At 58.8% G+C, this 17,469-nt stretch carries 15 protein-coding genes and 1 riboswitch; of the genes, 7 read left to right on the forward strand and 8 right to left on the reverse strand.

Annotated features, from left to right (window positions below):
- The first annotated feature begins 26 nt into the window (after positions 1–26).
- Positions 27–503 carry a ribonuclease E activity regulator RraA gene (gene rraA / locus CQ019_RS09100; protein ID WP_105569517.1) on the forward strand — a complete coding sequence of 159 codons (477 nt, stop codon included), beginning with the start codon at positions 27–29 and terminating at the stop codon, positions 501–503.
- A gap of 9 nt (positions 504–512) precedes the next feature.
- Here rraA and CQ019_RS09105 read toward each other — a convergent pair whose 3' ends face one another.
- The gene (locus CQ019_RS09105; RefSeq protein ID WP_105552695.1) at positions 513–839 is read right to left on the reverse strand and encodes a hypothetical protein; all 327 of its coding nucleotides are present in this window, start codon (positions 837–839) and stop codon (positions 513–515) included.
- 89 nt (positions 840–928) lie between these two features.
- Positions 929–1,471, reverse strand: a complete 543-nt coding sequence (locus tag CQ019_RS09110) for a CGNR zinc finger domain-containing protein (protein WP_105569518.1) — start codon at positions 1,469–1,471, stop codon at positions 929–931.
- 146 nt (positions 1,472–1,617) lie between these two features.
- Here CQ019_RS09110 and CQ019_RS09115 point away from each other — a divergent pair, with 146 nt between their 5' ends.
- From CQ019_RS09115 to CQ019_RS09130, 4 genes are all read left to right on the forward strand, one after another.
- Complete coding sequence (locus CQ019_RS09115) at positions 1,618–2,595, forward strand: DMT family transporter (RefSeq protein ID WP_105569519.1); 978 nt, start codon at positions 1,618–1,620, stop codon at positions 2,593–2,595.
- A gap of 148 nt (positions 2,596–2,743) precedes the next feature.
- Positions 2,744–4,393 carry an amidohydrolase gene (locus tag CQ019_RS09120; protein WP_105569520.1) on the forward strand — a complete coding sequence of 550 codons (1,650 nt, stop codon included), beginning with the start codon at positions 2,744–2,746 and terminating at the stop codon, positions 4,391–4,393.
- 4 nt (positions 4,394–4,397) lie between these two features.
- Positions 4,398–5,762: an APC family permease gene (locus CQ019_RS09125; RefSeq protein WP_105569521.1), complete on the forward strand. Its 1,365-nt coding sequence runs from the start codon at positions 4,398–4,400 to the stop codon at positions 5,760–5,762.
- A 156-nt stretch (positions 5,763–5,918) separates the two neighbouring features.
- On the forward strand, positions 5,919–7,442 hold the full coding sequence (locus CQ019_RS09130; protein ID WP_105569522.1) for a GMC family oxidoreductase: 1,524 nt from the start codon (positions 5,919–5,921) through the stop codon (positions 7,440–7,442).
- 85 nt (positions 7,443–7,527) lie between these two features.
- Here the strand turns inward: CQ019_RS09130 and cycA are convergent, their stop codons facing one another.
- The 4 genes from cycA to CQ019_RS09150 form a co-directional block, all read right to left on the reverse strand.
- Positions 7,528–9,027: a D-serine/D-alanine/glycine transporter gene (gene cycA, locus CQ019_RS09135; RefSeq protein ID WP_105569523.1), complete on the reverse strand. Its 1,500-nt coding sequence runs from the start codon at positions 9,025–9,027 to the stop codon at positions 7,528–7,530.
- 353 nt (positions 9,028–9,380) lie between these two features.
- Positions 9,381–9,478: riboswitch (glycine riboswitch) on the reverse strand.
- Positions 9,479–10,105: 627 nt separating this feature from the next.
- A complete protein-coding gene (locus CQ019_RS09140) occupies positions 10,106–11,143 on the reverse strand; it encodes a metallophosphoesterase (protein ID WP_105569524.1) in 1,038 nt (345 codons plus the stop codon).
- A 217-nt stretch (positions 11,144–11,360) separates the two neighbouring features.
- Positions 11,361–11,618, reverse strand: coding sequence for a hypothetical protein (locus CQ019_RS09145; protein ID WP_105569525.1), 258 nt, complete (start codon positions 11,616–11,618; stop codon positions 11,361–11,363).
- Between the two features lie 157 nt (positions 11,619–11,775).
- Positions 11,776–13,689, reverse strand: coding sequence for a metallophosphoesterase (locus tag CQ019_RS09150; RefSeq protein WP_105569526.1), 1,914 nt, complete (start codon positions 13,687–13,689; stop codon positions 11,776–11,778).
- A 321-nt stretch (positions 13,690–14,010) separates the two neighbouring features.
- Between CQ019_RS09150 and CQ019_RS09155 the strand changes: the two genes are divergently transcribed.
- Positions 14,011–15,141: a hypothetical protein gene (locus CQ019_RS09155; RefSeq protein ID WP_105569527.1), complete on the forward strand. Its 1,131-nt coding sequence runs from the start codon at positions 14,011–14,013 to the stop codon at positions 15,139–15,141.
- 152 nt (positions 15,142–15,293) lie between these two features.
- On the opposite strand, the gene CQ019_RS09160 is transcribed toward CQ019_RS09155, so the two are convergent.
- Both CQ019_RS09160 and CQ019_RS09165 read right to left on the reverse strand, forming a co-directional pair.
- Positions 15,294–15,611 (reverse strand): heavy-metal-associated domain-containing protein, encoded by a 318-nt coding sequence (locus tag CQ019_RS09160; RefSeq protein ID WP_105569528.1) that lies wholly within the window; start codon positions 15,609–15,611, stop codon positions 15,294–15,296.
- A gap of 43 nt (positions 15,612–15,654) precedes the next feature.
- Entirely contained in the window at positions 15,655–15,984 is a 330-nt protein-coding gene (locus CQ019_RS09165; protein WP_096286191.1) for a metal-sensitive transcriptional regulator, read from the reverse strand.
- A gap of 337 nt (positions 15,985–16,321) precedes the next feature.
- Between CQ019_RS09165 and CQ019_RS09170 the strand changes: the two genes are divergently transcribed.
- Positions 16,322–17,464, forward strand: coding sequence for a peptidoglycan bridge formation glycyltransferase FemA/FemB family protein (locus tag CQ019_RS09170; protein WP_105569529.1), 1,143 nt, complete (start codon positions 16,322–16,324; stop codon positions 17,462–17,464).
- Positions 17,465–17,469: the final 5 nt, after the last annotated feature.

Consider the following 17,469-nt stretch of genomic DNA (forward strand, 5'->3'; position numbering starts at 1 on the left):
CTAGCCCTCACCGACCAGGAGCAACCATGCAGCAAGAAGCGATCAGCACCGCGGATCTCTACGACGAATTCGGAGAGCAGATCCAGTCGATTTCACTGCAGTTCCAGTCGTTCGGCGCCCGCGAAAGCTTCTCGGGCCCTGCAAAAACGATCAAATGCTTTGAAGACAATGTGCTGATCAAATCCACGTTGAATACCCCCGGTGAAGGCCAGGTGCTGGTAGTAGACGGCGGCGGGTCGCTGCGCTTCGCACTTATGGGAGACATGATCGCCCAAGCGGCGGTGGATAACGGCTGGGCCGGGGTTATCATCAACGGTGCGGTGCGGGACCGCGTTGAACTGGCAAAGATGGACCTTGGCATCAAGGCGTTGGGGAGCAACCCGCGCAAAACCGTGAAACGCGGTGGCGGTTTCAGCGATCTGAGCCTCGAAATTGACGCGGTCACCATCCGCCCCGGCGCCATGGTGTACGCCGACGCGGATGGTGTGCTGGTCGAGCGCTAGGCGCCAACCCTATTCCGAGAGGTGTTTTCCGCCTCCAGTATTTCCTTGGCCCCACTCTTCAACGAACTCAGCGGTGCTCAACTCCTCTAGATCCTTGCGAATCTGAACGATCAAGCGTTCGGCTTCTTCAAGGTTGGAGGTTTGCATGCGCAGCAGAATTGCATCGTTTTTCAAGGAATGAACGACTACCTCGGCTCCGCGCGCTTCAAATTCTGCGTCGCCGAGCGTTGCGGAGGCGATAGCTGCGGCCCACCGGCCGGCTGCCTTCAGCGGGGAATCCGCGCTGGCTTCAAGGCGTGCCTCATATTCTTCGGATGCGTGTGCTTCACCGGTCATGATCTGGCCTTTCGACTGCGAGGACAGGATGCTCCTGTTATCCAATCATCTTAGGGTCGAAGCGATGGATAACGCGACTTATTTAGGTGTCAGTCTTTCGCTTTTCGTGCCCGGTAGGCGCGAACATGCTCACGGTTGGCGCAGTTGCCGGTGTCGCAATACATTTTCGAGCGGTTACGCGACAGGTCAAGCAGGGCCGCGCCGCAGTCGGTGGAGGCGCAGATGCGCAAGCGTTTGCGCCCGCCGGAGCGGATCACCTCGGCCAAGGCCATGGCTGCGTCCACCGCCATGCGGTCGTAGAGCGGGGCTCTGGTGGTGGTCGCGTGCAGGTGGTAACCCCATTTTTCGTTCTTGATTAGCTGCGGCTGGGCGTTGACGTTGCGCAGTATTTGATTAACTTTGAACACCGCGTCATCCTCATCGGTGGTCCAGATGCCTTTGAGCTGGGCACGAAGCTGGCGGATGGAACGCAGCTCGGACTGGTCTTGGGCATGGGGGCCGCTGAAGTTCTCGGTGCGCAGGAACTGATCCAAATCCGGCACCGTGGAAAGCAAGTCGACGAACGAAACCTCGGTGTTCAACAAGTTCACGATGGTGTGCAGCGACGCTTCAATATCTGGCGCAAAGGTCATAAATCATTCCCGGGATGTTCGTGGATTGACGCGAGTTCAAGCGGATCCGTATTGTCATGATCATATAATCTTTTGCTCCTGAATCACCTGCGTGTTCCTGTACCGCATGTCGCTTGGGAGCATTCGTAGCAAAGGCTTACCAGCTCATGTCACAGCCCCAAAAGTCACCAAATTCTCCGCCGTCAACGCTGAGCTCAGTCCGCGCTCACGGACAGCTGGCGGGAATTTGGATTGCGTTGGCTTCTTCGGCCGCTTTCGGCCTGTCCGGCTCATTCGCCAAGGGGCTGTTCGAGGCCGGTTGGACCCCGGCAGCCGCGGTGGCGGTGCGCATGGCCGGCGCCGCTTTGGTGCTCGCAATTCCTGCGCTTCTGGCGATGCGCGGGCGCTGGACCTTGCTGCGCACCAACTGGGTTTCGATCCTGCTGTTCGGGTTCTTCGGGGTCGGCGCCTGCCAGCTGTGCTATTTCCTGGCGGTTGAACGCCTCGATGTGGGTGTGGCACTGCTCCTTGAATACTTGGCGCCGGTGCTGATTGTGCTGGTGCTCTGGATGCGTCATAAGAAGCGCCCTTCGGTCGCGACGATCGGCGGCACCTTGCTCGCTCTCGCCGGTTTGGTTGCGGTGCTGGACTTGAACGGAGCCTCTGCCTTGGACCCGATTGGAATTTTGTGGGGGCTCGGGGCTGCGGTCGGCTTGACCGTGTATTTCTTTGTCAGCGCCCGCGTTGACGGTGCGTTGCCGCCGATTATCCTGTCGGCCGGGGGCATGCTCGTCGGTGCGCTCTCGCTGGCACTGGTGGGCTTGTTCGGGATCCTGCCGATGCGTGCCGAATTTGGCAGTGGTTCCTTCGCCGGGATGCAGGTTCCGTGGTGGGTTGCCCTGCTGGGATTGATCTTGATAGCCACGGTGTTCTCGTACACCACCGGAGTGATGGCCGCCCGTGCTCTGGGCTCCAAGGTAGCCTCCTTCATTTCCTTGACCGAGGTGCTCTTCGCGGTGCTCTGGGCCTGGCTCTTGCTCTCCGAGCTGCCCGGATCGATCCAGCTTTTTGGCGGACTGCTGATCGTGCTGGGAGTGGTGCTGGTGCGTATCGACGAGTTGCGCTCCGCTCGAATCCGCCGCTAAGCTCCAGCGGCGCAGCGCGGAATCACGGCAAAATTTCTTTCTCGCAAACCTCTTGAGTCGCCTGTGGCCACTCCGTACAGTATGAGATGTGAATCACGTTCGTTTAAATGTGAGTCTCTAACTTTCGGCTCATCGGTTTGGGAGAAGCATGTCTGCACCACGGCGCACCACCTTGTTCGTGAACGGCACCATCTGGCGGGGTGAAGGCACCGAACCTGCCACCTCGCTGCTCGTCGAGGACGGGGTGATCGCCGCCGTTGGAAATGACCTCGGTGGCCCTGACACGGGCACGGTCGTTGACCTGCAAGGTGGCTTCTTGATGCCGGGCTTCGGCGAAGGCCATGCTCATCCGATCTTTGGCGGTCTGGAAGACGCCGGCCCGGCAATTGCCGGTGAGCACTCCATTGAAGCAATAGTTCGTCGAGTCCGCGACTACGCCGCGGCTCATCCTCAGAAGCAATGGATCCTCGGCGCCTCCTACGATGGCTCGCTCGCCGAAGGCGGACTCTTCCGCGCCGAATGGCTGGATGAAGCTGTCGCGGATCGACCGGTAGTTCTCCGCGCTTGGGACTATCACACCGTCTGGTGCAATTCGAAGGCTCTGGAACTTGCCGGCATCGACGCGTCCACCGCCGAACCTGAGCTCGGTGAAATCCCGCGAAACCCCGACGGGACGCCGGTCGGAATCCTGCGTGAGTGGGGCGCAGTAGACCTGCTCAAGAGCGTCAACCCCGGCTATGACTTCGAAGACCGTGTCGAGGCCTTGGGCCGAGCCAGCGAAAAGTACGCCAGGCTCGGCGTGACCTGGGTGCAGGATGCCTGGGTGGAACCTGCGGATGTCGAGGTCTACTTCGAAGCAGCCCGCCGCGGACTTCTGCGCAACAGATACAATTTGGCGCTGCTTGCCGACCCGCGCGATTTCCTCGACTCGCTGCCGGCGCTGCTGCAAGCCCGGGAGTCGGTCGCAGCGTTCAACCACCGGCTGCTGAGCGCGCAGAGCATCAAATTCTTCGCCGACGGGGTGGTGGAAAACGAAACCGGCGCACTGCTGGAACCCTACTGCGGCTCGCTGCACAATCACGGGCTCTCGGTTTGGGAACCGGAACCGCTGGCCGAGGCCGTAGCCGCTGTGGTGGAGCAGGGCTTCCAGCCACACATCCACGCGATCGGTGACGCCGCGGTGCGCATGGCCCTGGACGCTATCGAAGGTGCGGTGAAGCTGACCGGTCGCCAGCACGTCCGCCCGGCCATAGCGCATGTGCAGTTGGCCAAGGAGAGCGACCTGGAACGCTTTGCCCAGCTGGGCGTCATCGCGGTCATGCAACCTTTGTGGGCGCAACTGGACCCGCTGATGAAAGTGCTCACGGTGCCACGGCTAGGCGCAGAGCGCAGCGTCAACCAGTACCGGATGCGTACGCTGCATGATTCCGGAGCAAAACTCGCTTTCGGCTCGGATTGGCCATGTTCTTCGGCCAACCCCCTGGAGGGGATTTCCATCGCGATCAGCCGGATGACTGAAGAACAGCATCCGGTCGGTGGCTGGATGCCGGAGGAAATCTTGGATATTGAAGCGGCGCTTGGCGCCTATACCGCGGGGGTGGCCTATCAGGCGGCTGCCGACCGGCTGGAAATGCCATGGGGTGTTCTCGAGGTGGGATGCAGCGCGGATATGGTCTGGTTGGAACGCGATCCACGCCTGCTGGACGCCGTCGAGCTGCGCGGGTTGCCGGTGCTTGGCACCTGGCTTGCGGGGGAAGAAATGTATCGTCAATGCAGCGCCGCCAGCGGGCGGGTGTAGCCTCATGCGCTCCACTTCTTCGCAAGTCGGCAACGAAGCAGGGCAGGGCCCCGGGGAGCTGAAACGAGTCCTGCGGCTGCCGCAGCTGGTGCTTTTCGGTCTGGTCTACATGGTTCCGCTGACCGTATTCACCACCTATGGCATCGTCACCCAAATTACCGGCGGCCGGTTGCCGCTGGCATATCTAATCACGCTGGCCGCCATGCTGTTCACCGCGCGCTCCTATGGCCTGATGTCCCGCGCCTTCCCGGTGGCCGGTTCGGCCTATACCTACACGCAGCGTACCTTTGGCGCGGGAGTTGGATTCGTCAGCGGATGGGCGCTACTTCTGGATTACCTGTTTTTGCCGATGATCAATTATCTGGTGATCGGCATCTACCTGCATGAGGCGATCCCGGGGATACCCGCAACGGTTTTTGTCGTGGCCGCCATTGCGTTGGTTACGGTCCTCAACGTGATCGGAGTGGTCTCCATTGCACGGACCAACATAGTGATTATCGCCGTGCAAGCAATCTTTATCATGGTGTTCCTAGCACTTGGGTTTTCCGTGGCGTTCGGTGCCGGCGAAGTGGACATGCTGGCGCCATTCGCCGGCGACGGTTCGGCCCCCGGTTTCGCTCCGGTCATGGCGGGCGCCGCAATCCTCTGCCTGTCCTTCCTCGGCTTTGATGCCATCTCAACCTTTGCGGAGGAGACCCGCAATCCGCGCAAGACGCTACCGACGGCCATCATGATCACCACCTTGCTATGCGGTGCGCTGTTCATAGTTGTTTCTTTCACCGGCCATGTGGCGATGCCAAGCAACGATTTCGGCAACGTCGATTCGGCGGCCGTGGATGTCATGCTGCATGTGGGAGGCAGTGTGCTCGCGGTGTTCTTCACCGCCGCCTATGTGGCTGGCGCAACCGGTTCGGCGCTGGTATCCCAAGGTTCGGTGGCGCGCATCCTCTATGCGATGGGTCGGGACGGGGTCCTTCCACGCAAGTTCTTCGGGAAGCTCAGCGCCAGATTCAGTACCCCGGTGCCGGCGATCATTCTGGTTTCCGTCATTTCGCTGTCTTCCGCGTTGATCTCGTTGGAAGTACTAGCCGAAATGGTGAGCTTCGGGGCGCTGGTCGCCTTCTCCATGGTGAACCTCGCGGTCATTGGACATTACTTCGTTGGGGAAGGACAACGTCGGGGCATCGAATTCTTCCACCACCTGCTGGTCCCGGCCTTGGGGTTTGCGCTGACCATCTGGTTGTGGACGAGCCTGACCGGCCGCACCTTGTTGATCGGGGTGCTCTGGCTCCTGATCGGGTTGGTTTATCTGGCGGTGCTCACCCGTGGATTTACCCGTCCGGTGCCAAAACTAGATCTCACCGAATGACTCCAAGGCTCAGGCTCAGGCTTCGCACGCAAAGACAAGGTCGTTGCACGCGATGACAAGAACCTGGCAGGACCGCGACGCAGACTGGAAGAAAGTAGCGCTCGCGAGTGATTCTGATCACCGAAAATCGGTGCTACGTCTCAATTAGGAGAGCTCATGAACAGTAAATCCGTCATCGTGGTTGGAGCAGGTTCTGCAGGATCCGTAGTCGCTCGTCGGTTGGTGGACGCCGGCGCCAAGGTGACGCTGTTTGAAGCCGGGGGAGAAGACACCAACCCTGCGATTCATGACCTGTCCCGCTTGGGCGAACTGTGGTACAGCCCAGACGACTGGGATTACCACACGGCTCCCATGCAAGGCGCCGCAAAAAAGCCAATGCACCTACCGCGCGGGAAGGTGCTGGGCGGATCCCACGCACTCAACGCGACCATCTGGGTGCGCTGCGCGCCGCAGGACTTTGACGGTTGGGCCGAAGAATCCGGGGAACGGTGGTCTTGGCGCAATGTCCTGCCCATCTATAAGTCCATTGAAAACTACTCCGAAGGCCCCAGTGAATTTCACGGCACAGACGGCTTGCTCCCGGTAGTCAACGACTACGAATTGGACCCGATCCAGCAGTCGATTGTCGACGCTGCCGTGCAGTCGGGGGTTAAATTCAATCCCGACTACAACGGGGAAAGCCTCGAAGGTGTCTCCAAAGAGCAGGTCAATATCGTAGACGGGGAACGGATCAATACCTGGAAGGCGTACCTGAAACCGGTGCGCGAGCAGCTGGAGATCATCACCAACGCCGAGGTGCACTCGGTAATAGTCCGGGACGGTGCTGCCGTTGGCCTTCGATACCAGCAAGATGGCGAGCTCAAAGAACTTCTGGCAGATGAGGTGGTACTGAGTGCAGGGGCTCTCGGTTCTCCGCAGATCCTGCTGCGTTCGGGTATCGGCCCGGGTGAAGAGCTTGAAGCGGTAGGAGTGAGACCGGTGCTGGAATCGCCGCAGGTGGGAAAGAACCTGCACGATCATCTGCTTGCACCGGTCATTGCCCAAACCACTACCCGAGATATTGACCCGCCACGGACCGGGGTCTCGGTGTCGCAGAGTCATCTGTTCGCCAAGTCGCGCGCGGAACTCGAAGTGCCGGACACCCAGCCGATTTTCTTCTCGGTTCCCATGTACTCCCCGGGGATGGACATGATCGAAGGAACCGCGTTTACCCTGCATTCGGGGATCGTCACGCCTGCAAGCCGAGGCGCGGTGACGCTGAGCGGGCCGAATCTCGATGACCCGGTAACCATAGACTTAAATGCCCTAGACGATCCGCAGGATATGAAGTCCTTCTTGTTCTCCATCAAGCAGTGCCGGGATATTGTGAAGCAGCGGGCACTCGCCGAGGTCTGGGGCGCAGTGGAGGTTTACCCAGGTCCCACAGTGCAAAGTGATGCGGAGCTTGAAACTTACATTCGCAATAACGTGGTCACCTACCATCATCAGGTGGGTACTTGCCGGATGGGCAGCGATGACCAGGCCGTGGTTGACCCCCGGCTCAAGCTCAACGGGCTGAGCGGATTGCGGGTGATCGATGCGTCGATCATGCCGAAAATTACTACCGGCAACACCAATGCGCCGGCGATTCTGATCGGCGAGCTCGGTGCGCAGTTCCTCATCGAGGATCTGGAGCTCTAAGTACCTTAAACCGCCTAGCGGGGCTGTTGCAGGGCGGACCGAGGGTAGGCGCCGCACACCAAGTGGGGTGCGGCGCCGATCTCAGTTAATCTATGGACACGGCTTGTTTCTCGGATTCGCCGACCGCTTCGGTCGCAGCCGGGCCGTGGATGCGGAAGGCCCCGGCATCTTCCTTCTCCACCGCGACCTTTGCCACATGCGCGGCACGAAGTGCAACGTGCCCCGGCTTGCTGCGCACCACGCGGTATCCGATAGCCAGACCGATGAACCACAGCGGGGTGATTAGCAGTGCCGACAGCGTATCGCTCTGCGTGGTCAACGCCCAGAGGATGAATCCGAAGAAGGCCAGCACCACATAGGGCATGAAGGTGCCACCGGGCATCTTGAACTTGCTCTGCGCATGCAGGTGCGGACGGCGCTTGCGGTACACGAGGTAACTGACCAAGATGATCGACCAAACAAACATGAAGCAAAGGGCCGCTACGGTGGTGACCAGGGTGAAAGCTACCATCACCGAATCGCCGCTGTAGAGCAGCACCACTCCGGCCAGCAGGAACATGCAGGAGAACATCAGCGCGTTGCGCGGCACCTTGTTTTCGGACAATTGGGCGAAGGCCTTCGGCGCATCGCCCTCAAGGGCCAAGCCGCGGATCATGCGGGAGGTCGAGTAGATGCCCGAGTTCGCGCTGGACGTCGCGCTGGTGAGCACCACGAAATTGATAATGCCCGCCGCACCGGCCAGCCCGGCCAAGGCGAACATGCCCACGAAGGGGGATTCTCCGGCGGAGAACAAGCGCCATGGCTGAACCGCCATGAGGATGATGAGCGCACCCACATAGAAGATCAGAATGCGGATAGGAATGGAGTTGATGGCCTTGGGGAGGGTCTTCTCGGGGTCCTTTGTTTCGGCAGCGGTGGTGCCTACCAACTCAATTCCCACGAATGCGAATACTGCAATCTGGAAACCTGCAACAAAGCCCATGAAGCCGGTCGGGAACATTCCGCCGTCGGTCCAGAGATTGTTGAAGGACGCGGTAGCACCGTTGTGCCCGAAGCTGGTGATGACCATGACCAGGCCAACAACAATCAGCGCGCAGATGGCCACGATCTTGATCATGGAGAACCAGAACTCGGTTTCGCCGAAGGCCTTCACCGTGGCCAGATTCAGTACCAGCAACAACGCGATACATGCGAGTGCCGGGATCCAGAGCGGAAGGTTCCCCCACCAGAAAGCGACGTAGTGCGCGATGGCCACCACATCTGCGATGCCGGTGACTACCCAACAGAACCAGTAGGTCCAGCCGGTAAAGAACGCGGCCCACGGGCCGAGCAGGTCACCTGCGAAGTCCGCGAAAGTCTTGTAGTTCAGGTTCGAAAGCAGCAGTTCGCCCATGGCACGCATGACGAAGAACAGCATGAAGCCGATAACCATGTAAACGAAGATGACAGATGGCCCGGCAACCGAAATGGTTTTACCCGAGCCCATGAACAATCCGGTGCCAATGGCACCGCCGATTGCGATGAGTTGGATATGACGATTTGAGAGCCCGCGTTCGAGTTTGGGCGAAGAGCTGGTATCGCTCATGCTGCTGCCTTCCAGGAGTGGTGAGGTGCTTCGATGAGGTGCCATGGCGAATCACTAATGGTTTCGTCACGTTGTGGCAGATCTACGTTCGCACTCGAACCGTCAGACTCCGGGACAAATTTCTCTGCGCCGCAACGTAGCGGGCGAGGTCCAGCCAGGGACCGCCCGAAGCGAACGCGGAGATAGTTTGCCAAAGGGAGGACTTTCGAATCGGGTGCGAACGGTGCGGCACGGTTCTTAGTTCCTCCCCAATCTGTTTGAAGACCTGAGAGTTTTCGCCTCGACCCGGTGAGGGGTCAGAGAGTTGCTCCGTCGGTGAGTATGGACTAGTCCATACTGCTTTCCAGATTCGCCTCGTCGTGGCGGTACGGGTGCCTGAGAGTTTCCCGGGGAGGAATTGCTCCTACGGCGCCCGCCCTTGGCTTGGGCGGGACTCTCCCGCCACGCGTCAACGGCGTACTGCTTGTGATTGCAGTCACAGTATGCCCAGCTCTTTTCTGCTTGCGCAAACCGGCATGGAGTTTATTGCGTGAGCAATCTATGGCTTGCTCAGGCCTGAGCCCGGCATTGGGCGGTTTTGGGGGAGTGGCTCGGTTTAAATATGAAGCATTTTGTTGCCAAGTACGTGCGGTGCCGCCGGATAATAATTTGCGCTTACTTTGAACAGAGTGAAATTTACTGGTCAGAAAGAGGGGAGCATATTCGCGGATCAACTTTAGGACGAAATAAGTATGAAAATTTTGCAGCGGCTTCCTGAAAAATTGTTCTGGATGTTAGCTGCGCACGCCGAAGGTGTTTCGTTTTCTCCCGATGCTGCGCGCAACGCGGCGGCCTCGGTGTAGTTCTACCTGCCGCAAGTGCCGGGCATCGTACCTAGATTGGAATCGCCGGCCCGAACTATCCGCCGGTAATTAAAAACTAGAGCCCAGCCAATGGGCTGGGCTCTGGTTCATCACTCGCACCTTTGAGGAAGGTAGTTACCACTCTAGGGGCGGCAACTGTTTGGCTACTGTGTGCGCGGTGCTTATTCGCTTTGCACGCTGAGCGGATGCGCTAGGGCGGCGCCTCCTCGACGAAATTAGTTGGTGAAGGGAACACGCTCCCAGCTGAGAATTTCTGCACCCTGTGCTGAGTTCGGCGCGACGCTCACGCGCAGCCACTCTCTTGATGTTGCGGCGCCCTCGACGGTGACCCGCTGCAAGTTCGGAACCGGGTCAACGCCGTAGACCTCTAGCCACGGTGAACCGGCGGCCAGCGGCGCATCTTCGTTGAACACGTGGCTGTCGCCATTGACCAGATACACCGGTCCGCCGAAGGCTGCTGACTCGTTGGCCAGGGCCTCGACGAACGACTTGAAGCCTGAAACGGATTCGGGGTTTGCCAGGGAATCATCTTCGAACCCGGGGGTGAACATATCTGCCTGGGTCATCACCACTACGGCGCGCGCCTGGGATCGTTTCGCATTGGCGAATGTTTCGGCCAGTTGGTCGAGGTTGGCTTCGGTGCGCAGCGCGACTTCTTCCAGCTGTTCGGAGGTTGGTTCGGTCAGTCCGAGCCCAGTCCACGGAGCCAAGGAGTTATTGGATCCTTGGACGTTCACCACGGAGAAGGCGATACGGTTCTTCGTGAATTGAACGTTTTCCGGTAAACCGATGTCAGCCTGGGAATCTACCCGCATGGTGCCGCCCAAGGTCTTGTTTTCGACCGGGAAGAACATCTCACGCAGGGTATACAATCGCTCCAACGGGTTGTAGGCACCGTTATTGGCACGGTGGCAGTCAACCCATTCGTTGTCGCCCGGGGTGAATACCAGCGGAGTTTGAAGTCTGTCCAGTTCCTTCCTGACTAGGCCCAGGCGTTCGTCGGTGCACCGCTCGGAACCTGCCTTGATATCTCCAACGTGGGCAATGAAGCGAAGCTCGTCTTGCTCGTTGAGTTCACTGACCATGCTGGGGAATTCGGCCAGCTGGGCTGCGCCGTAAGGGATGTCTCCAATGACACCAAAAGTGTAAGCAGACTCTGCGGAGCCCGCGGAATTCGCAATTGCTGGGGCCGCCGGGGCGACGAGAATTGCGCAGGCTAGAGCGGCGAGACCGGGTAGGAATCGATTACGCATGGTTCACTCCTAATTTTCGATGCGAGGCGAAGCTGAAAAGACCTCTGCCACGCTACGCGGCAGGGGTTAAGCGCCGGCAACAGGAGCATGGCACGAGGGTGAAAACGAGCCTGCTCGAGCCATCTTCTCGGAGGCCTGAAACAACAACGGCTACCGGAGCCTATGGAGCATAGGTAGCGGTAGCCGTGTGACGGTTGAAGAAGGGGTTGCGCTGGATCTACTTCTTTTCCTGCGGGTCGGTTGCCAACACCGCTTCGGTGTAGCGGCGTTCAAATTCCTCGGCGGAAACCATCTCGCGCTCCACGCGGAAGGACGATTCCGGGATGCCGAGAACTGCCGAGATGAGGGTGCGGGTGTATCCGGCAATCTTGCGGGACTTCCGAGTGGAGGTGACATGGTCCAGTTCCGGGACCCAGATGTTCCACCAACCTGCTTGTTTGCCCACCACCGCGTGGAATACTCGTTGTTCGTTCATCTGTTGTCCTACTTTCATGGATGCACCAACCGTGAGTCCAGCTAGAGGTAATTGCTTAGAACAGGCAGTCAATTGCTCACTGCCTGTTCTAATGTTCTATCATCGGTGGCATCTGCGCCAAGACAACTTGCGCCACCTAGCAGCAATTGGCCTGTGGCTACTTCGCCAAAGGCGCGCCGTCCTGGCCGACCGGGAAGGTCACCACATCGTCGTATACGCGTCGTTCGGTGTGTTCAAGCTGGTATTCCGAATCCAACTTCGGGAAGACGTATACCGGGGTCAAAGTGAGCTCTGCTCCTTTGGCCTTCTTCGCGATGTCGATTTGCAGGTGTCCGTAGTGCAGACCGCCGGATACGAGCTGTGCTACGCCGTTTTCATCCTCTTTCCAGGTCTCTGGCTGATCTGCCGGGGCTGACCACTGTGAATGCGAGTTGAAGCGGAGCGGTTCGTACTCGCCCTGAGCATTCTGCACCAACTTTTCGCCACGCAGGCCGTCGGCGGCCACCCCCACATCATAGGAATGGAAGCCTCGTCCGTCGCCGTCCGCATCTACCCAAGAGCGCTCGAACATTTCATCATGGCCGGAGATGACTGCGGCGACACCATGATCCTCGAACATTGGCGAGTAGGCACGCATTGCGGTGCCGGACTGGTTATCGGGGTGCTCATGGTTCGGTGGGGTGCCGTGCACACCGTTGGAATAAGCCGAATGGTGGAATTGGACGAGCACAATCTGGCCGTCGGCGCGGGCTTCGGCCAATTGCTTCTCGGTCCAGTCCCATTGGGCGGACTGCGCATCCATATTCGGCAGGTCAACCTCTTGCTCGGTTGAGCCGGGGAAAAGATCCTTGAAGCCCTGAACGTAGGATTCAAAGGTGAATTGCCCCTGGGTGTCGGTGGACTGGTTCTCGGCGGTCAGGTTGGTGTCGTCCCCGGAGAATTTTTCGCCGGACAAGGTGCCGGTGTCGGTGTTCTCATCGGGTCGGCCATTGGTGGAGTCCAAGGTCAGGACGGTGACCGGCCCATGATCCACCCGGTAGTAGGAGCCCTTGTGTTCGGGGTGCTCCGGGTCCTGCGGCAAGGAGAAATAATCCAGGAAGCGGTTGCGTGAAATTACCGCGGGGGTGCGGTCTGCGTCCGAACCGTAGCCACCGTTCAGGGCCGCATAGGTTTCCCAGTTGCCCAATGCCGGAAGCAACGGAACATTGGAGGCTAGATCGGAGTGTTCCCCGGCGACATGTCCGAAGAACTCATCCCATGCCGGTTGGTATCCCGAGCCCTGTGTCAGGTCCCCGGCCATCATGACCAGATCCGGGTTGGCAGCCTGAACATGCTTGAGGTTTTCGTTGAAAGCGGTGGACTGGTCCAGCGGATAGCGCAAGGTCGGCTGGCCATACCGGGTGGTCATTCCGAAAGTCTCGGCCCATTGCGATCCGTCGCCTGGGCGCTGCAAGGACTCGGAGGTATATCCGTTGACCGGGGAAAGCTCCCATTCACGGTGCTCGGTGCGTCCGCGCGGTTCGGTCTCCGAGTCGGAGAAGGCGACAATGCGGATGTTCTTCCAGGATTTTCCATCTGGCGCTGTTTCGAAAGCGGCAGTATGCGTCTGTCCTGATTGGGTCACGGTGTAGTTGTATTTCTTGCCTGGTTTGAGGCCCTCAATGGTCACCGAATGCTTGTAATTGGAATTCGACTTCAGCCAGGAGCCCTGTTCAAGTCCGGGGATGTGTTGATCCAGTTCTGCCTGGGTGTACTCCATCAAGTCCAGGTATTCAGGCTCGCTGCGTTGGACGCTGCTATTTCCTTTGCCAGGCTGATTGCCGAGACCCGGCCCCTGGACTGAGAGGGTTCCTGGCTGATCGGTTTCGCTGATCCAGTTGATGGTCATCGAGGTCGAGCCTGGTGCCTGCAGGTAGGGCAGAACACGAAATCCGAGTTCTGGAGATTTGGCGGTGGACGCTGGGAAGGACATGGGGTCGCTGGCTGGCAGGGCTGCCGCCGGTGTAGCAGGCGCGAAGGCCAGAGGGAGCAGAACGGCGGCCGCGAGCGCGACGGCGGTGGGCTTGTGCATGAGCAATTCTCCTGTGCGAGTGTGATCGCCCGGGTTGGCGGGCAATACCTCGAGGATGCACAGCGCGAATGGACGAAACGTGCACGGCAGGAGTCGAAGAGGTGAACCTGCCCGGTGATCCTAATCTCCGTTTCGTGGGAAATTCTGGTTTGCCGGGTGCGGGATCGGATTTTCGCGGTCCATGACATTGGTCCTGCGCGCTTCCAGCCTTCCCGAATGTTGACTGCGTCACGTTTGAGATATACCTTTAATCACATTTTGATATATGAGGTTCGATATCGAATGTGCGGTGTCGAGTGAACCTTCTGAGAGGGAATCTACATGTCAGATAAGGTCGTTACCCGAGCGCATTTAGCAACGGTTGAAAAAGGCAGCTTCTTCCGGGTCTTGACCTACGCCGGGGCAATAATGGCGTTTTTGATCGGCTCAGGTTTTGCTACAGGCCAAGAGATTTTGCAGTACTTCACCTCGTACGGCTACTGGGGAGTCTTTGGCACCGGGCTGCTGGTTCTCGTGCTCATGACGTATGTAGCAGTGGAGTTCTTCGTTGTCGGGCAGGCAAAGAAATATGATCGCCCGTCGCACATCTTCCGCTATTACTGCGGAAAGCACTTGGGGTACTTCTTCGACTTTTTCTCAATACTGTTCGTCTTCCTTAGCTTCACGGTAATGGTAGCCGGCGCGGGCGCCGTATTCGAGGAGCACTACGGATTGTCGAAGTTTATTGGCGGCATCGGTTTGGCTGTTGCGGTCGGCATCAGCGTCTGGTTTGGCCTGAAGAGTCTGGTTGACGTCATCGGCAAGATCGGACCGCTGGTTGTTGTGGTGGCTATTGGGCTTGGACTGTTGGCGATTCTGCGTAATCCAGCCGGGATCTCTGAAGGACACCAGTTGCTTCCAGGGCTGGACCTTACCCAGGCATCCACAAACTGGTTCATGGCTGGACTTTCCTACGTGGGTTTCTGCATGCTGTGGCTGGCGGCCTTCCTTACCGCCTTGGGCAAGACGGCGAGAAGCCGCAAGGAGGCGGTTGCAGGTGGAATTACCGGTGCGGTGGTGTTCTCGCTGGCCTGCGTTGTCGTCGGGCTGGGGCTGCTGGCCAATATCACCCGGGTGGGTGGAACCGAGATTCCCATGCTGGTGCTGGCGAAGGATATTAGCCCCGTACTTGCCGCAGGAATTTCGGTCATGATTCTCGCCGGAATCTATACCACCGCGGTCCCGCTGCTGTGGACCGTGTCTTCGCGATTCTTTGCCGACAAGACTCTCCGATTTAAGTACCTGACCATCACCTTGGCAGTACTAGGAACGGTTATCGGGCTGATGCTGCCATTCTCGCAAATGGTCAACGTTGTCTATGTCATCAACGGGTATGTAGGTGTTCTTCTGCTGGCGTTGATGGTGGTGAAGACGATCTCACGGGCTGCCCGGCGCCACCCCGTGTCACGTTAAGCCTGGTTGCCTCGGTGAGATGCGTGATTGCCGGTGAGTGGTGACCAGGGCTAGCAAGCCACCAGGGGGATGATTGTGTTCCCGGCGGAGTGGGAATCGTATCGAGGGTCTGTAGAACGCTCGTCCCGCATCCGCGCCTGCGCGGTGGGTTCCTAGTTGCCGACGGATTCGAGGGTGTACCCGGCTTCTTCGATCGCGTTGCGTATGATTTCCTGCTCAACGGCGCCGCTGGTGCTGAGGATTGCCGTGGAGATCCCCTTCGCGTCCAAGATGATCTCGACGTTCTGGACCTCGGGGATTTCGTTGAGTTCTTCAGTTACCGAAGAGACGCAATGGCCGCAGGTCATTCCCGAGATCTTCAGTTCGGTCTGGCTGATGATGGGGGTAGCCTCCGGACGCGGAATGATCTGCAGTCCTTGGCTGGTGGACTTCGAGTTATCGGAACATCCGCAGTTGCAGGCATGGCTCATGTTTGGATCTCTTTCGTGGAAAAGGTTGGAAGGTCTTCGAGGATCAGCGCAGCAACCGGGAGATGGCTGCGGTGGCTTCCGAGATCTTGTCTTGAACGATGCTCGCATCCCCGGACTGGATTGATTCCTCGGCGGCACCCACCACGCAGTGGCCGATGTGGTCTTCGACTAGTTGGAGGCTGACCTTGTGCAAGGCTGCGTTGATGGCTGAGATCTGGGTGAGAATATCAATGCAATACTTGTCCTCATCAACCATGCGGGCAACTCCGCGCACCTGGCCTTCGATACGGTTCAAGCGCTTTCGCAGCGCCTCCTTTTCAGGAGTGTATCCGTGGGGTGCCGTGGGTTGCGCCTGCTTAGTTTGAGAGTCCATACATCAATTATACCCCCGAGGGGTATGAATTGCACGTGGCCTCAATGGTGACTTTCGGTAAGAAAATTATTTGCAGGACTTAGTCTCCGCATGGGCTTCTCTGGCTCGTTGCCGGCCCTTGGAAATCATGGGCCAAGGCGCGTCCTGCGAGTTCTGTCCGCCACGGCTCACGTCTGCAACTGGTTTCCGGCAAGCGCGCGTGTCCAATTGCTCACAGCCTGGCACCGCGCACCAGTTGGTTTCTGCCAGTGATCCTGCGAGTGTTCTTGGGCGCGAGGGCCGCTGGCGGTATGTCTCAACCCGGGGGCGGTGCGCAAACCACGATAGGCTTCTACGTGTGAGCCACAATGAACTTCGCGTGCGTCCGATATCCAGCACCGAGCACTCCGCGTTCCTTGCAACTGCGCAAGATGTCAGCTTCCTTCAGCGTCCCGAATGGGCGCAGGTCAAGGGGGGATGGCGGGGCGAATCGCTCGGTTGGTTCGAAAGTGACACCCTCGTTGGAGTCGCCCTGGTCCTGCACCGCCATGCGCCGGTGATCAAAAAGACCCTCGCCTACATACCCGACGGCCCGGTCATTGATTTCACAACCTATGACCCGCAGGGTGTGCTTTCTATTCTCGCTAGCTATCTGAAAAACCGCGGCGCCTTCCAGCTGCGCCTCGGCCCAGGGCTGGCGATGCGCACCTGGGGTGCGGCGGCTGTGCGAAAAGCATTTGGTAAGGAAGAGCTTGCTTCATTAGCGGACCTGGAAACCGTGTCGGTCAGTGAAGAAGCCCACAAGCTCAACGAGGCGCTCGGCGACTTGGGATTCACCAAGCAGGACGTCGGAATGGACTTCGCCGCGGGGCAACCGGAGTACGTGGCCCGGGTTGCGCTACAAGATGCCGAGGGAAACCAGCTGGATACCGAGCAGGTCATGGCTTCCTACTCCTCATCCACTCGCAACGAAACGCGTAAGTCGCTCAAGAGCGAGCTCAAGGTTGAAATCGGCGATACCCAGGACATGGCACGCTTCCATGCACTGTATAACCACACGGCCGAACGCCAAGAGTTCACCGGTCGCCCGCTGAGCTATTTCGAAAAGATGCACACGGTACTTAATGCTGCGGTACCCGGCTCCTGCACCCTCTACATCGCTAGCCACGAGGGCGTCGACCTGGCTTCGGCTATTGTGCTGCGCTCAAGCAACCTTGCGTGGTATCTCTACGGCGCCTCGTCTTCCGAACAGCGCAAGCTCTTCGCGCCCAAGGCTCTGATGCATCACATGATTTCGGATTCCACCGAGGCTGGATGCAGGTACCTGGACCAGGGCGGGGTGAGCGCCACCTTGGATAGCGCACACCATCTGGCAGGGCTGACCAAGTTCAAGACCAACACCGGCTGCGATATCGTGCAAACCAATGGCGAATGGGATCTGGCGCTCAACAAACCACTTGCCTGGGCATTTGAGAAGTACATGAACTGGCGACAGAAGTAGGAACC

Source organism: Arthrobacter sp. MYb229 (genome assembly GCF_002975405.1).
Lineage (GTDB): Bacteria > Actinomycetota > Actinomycetes > Actinomycetales > Micrococcaceae > Glutamicibacter.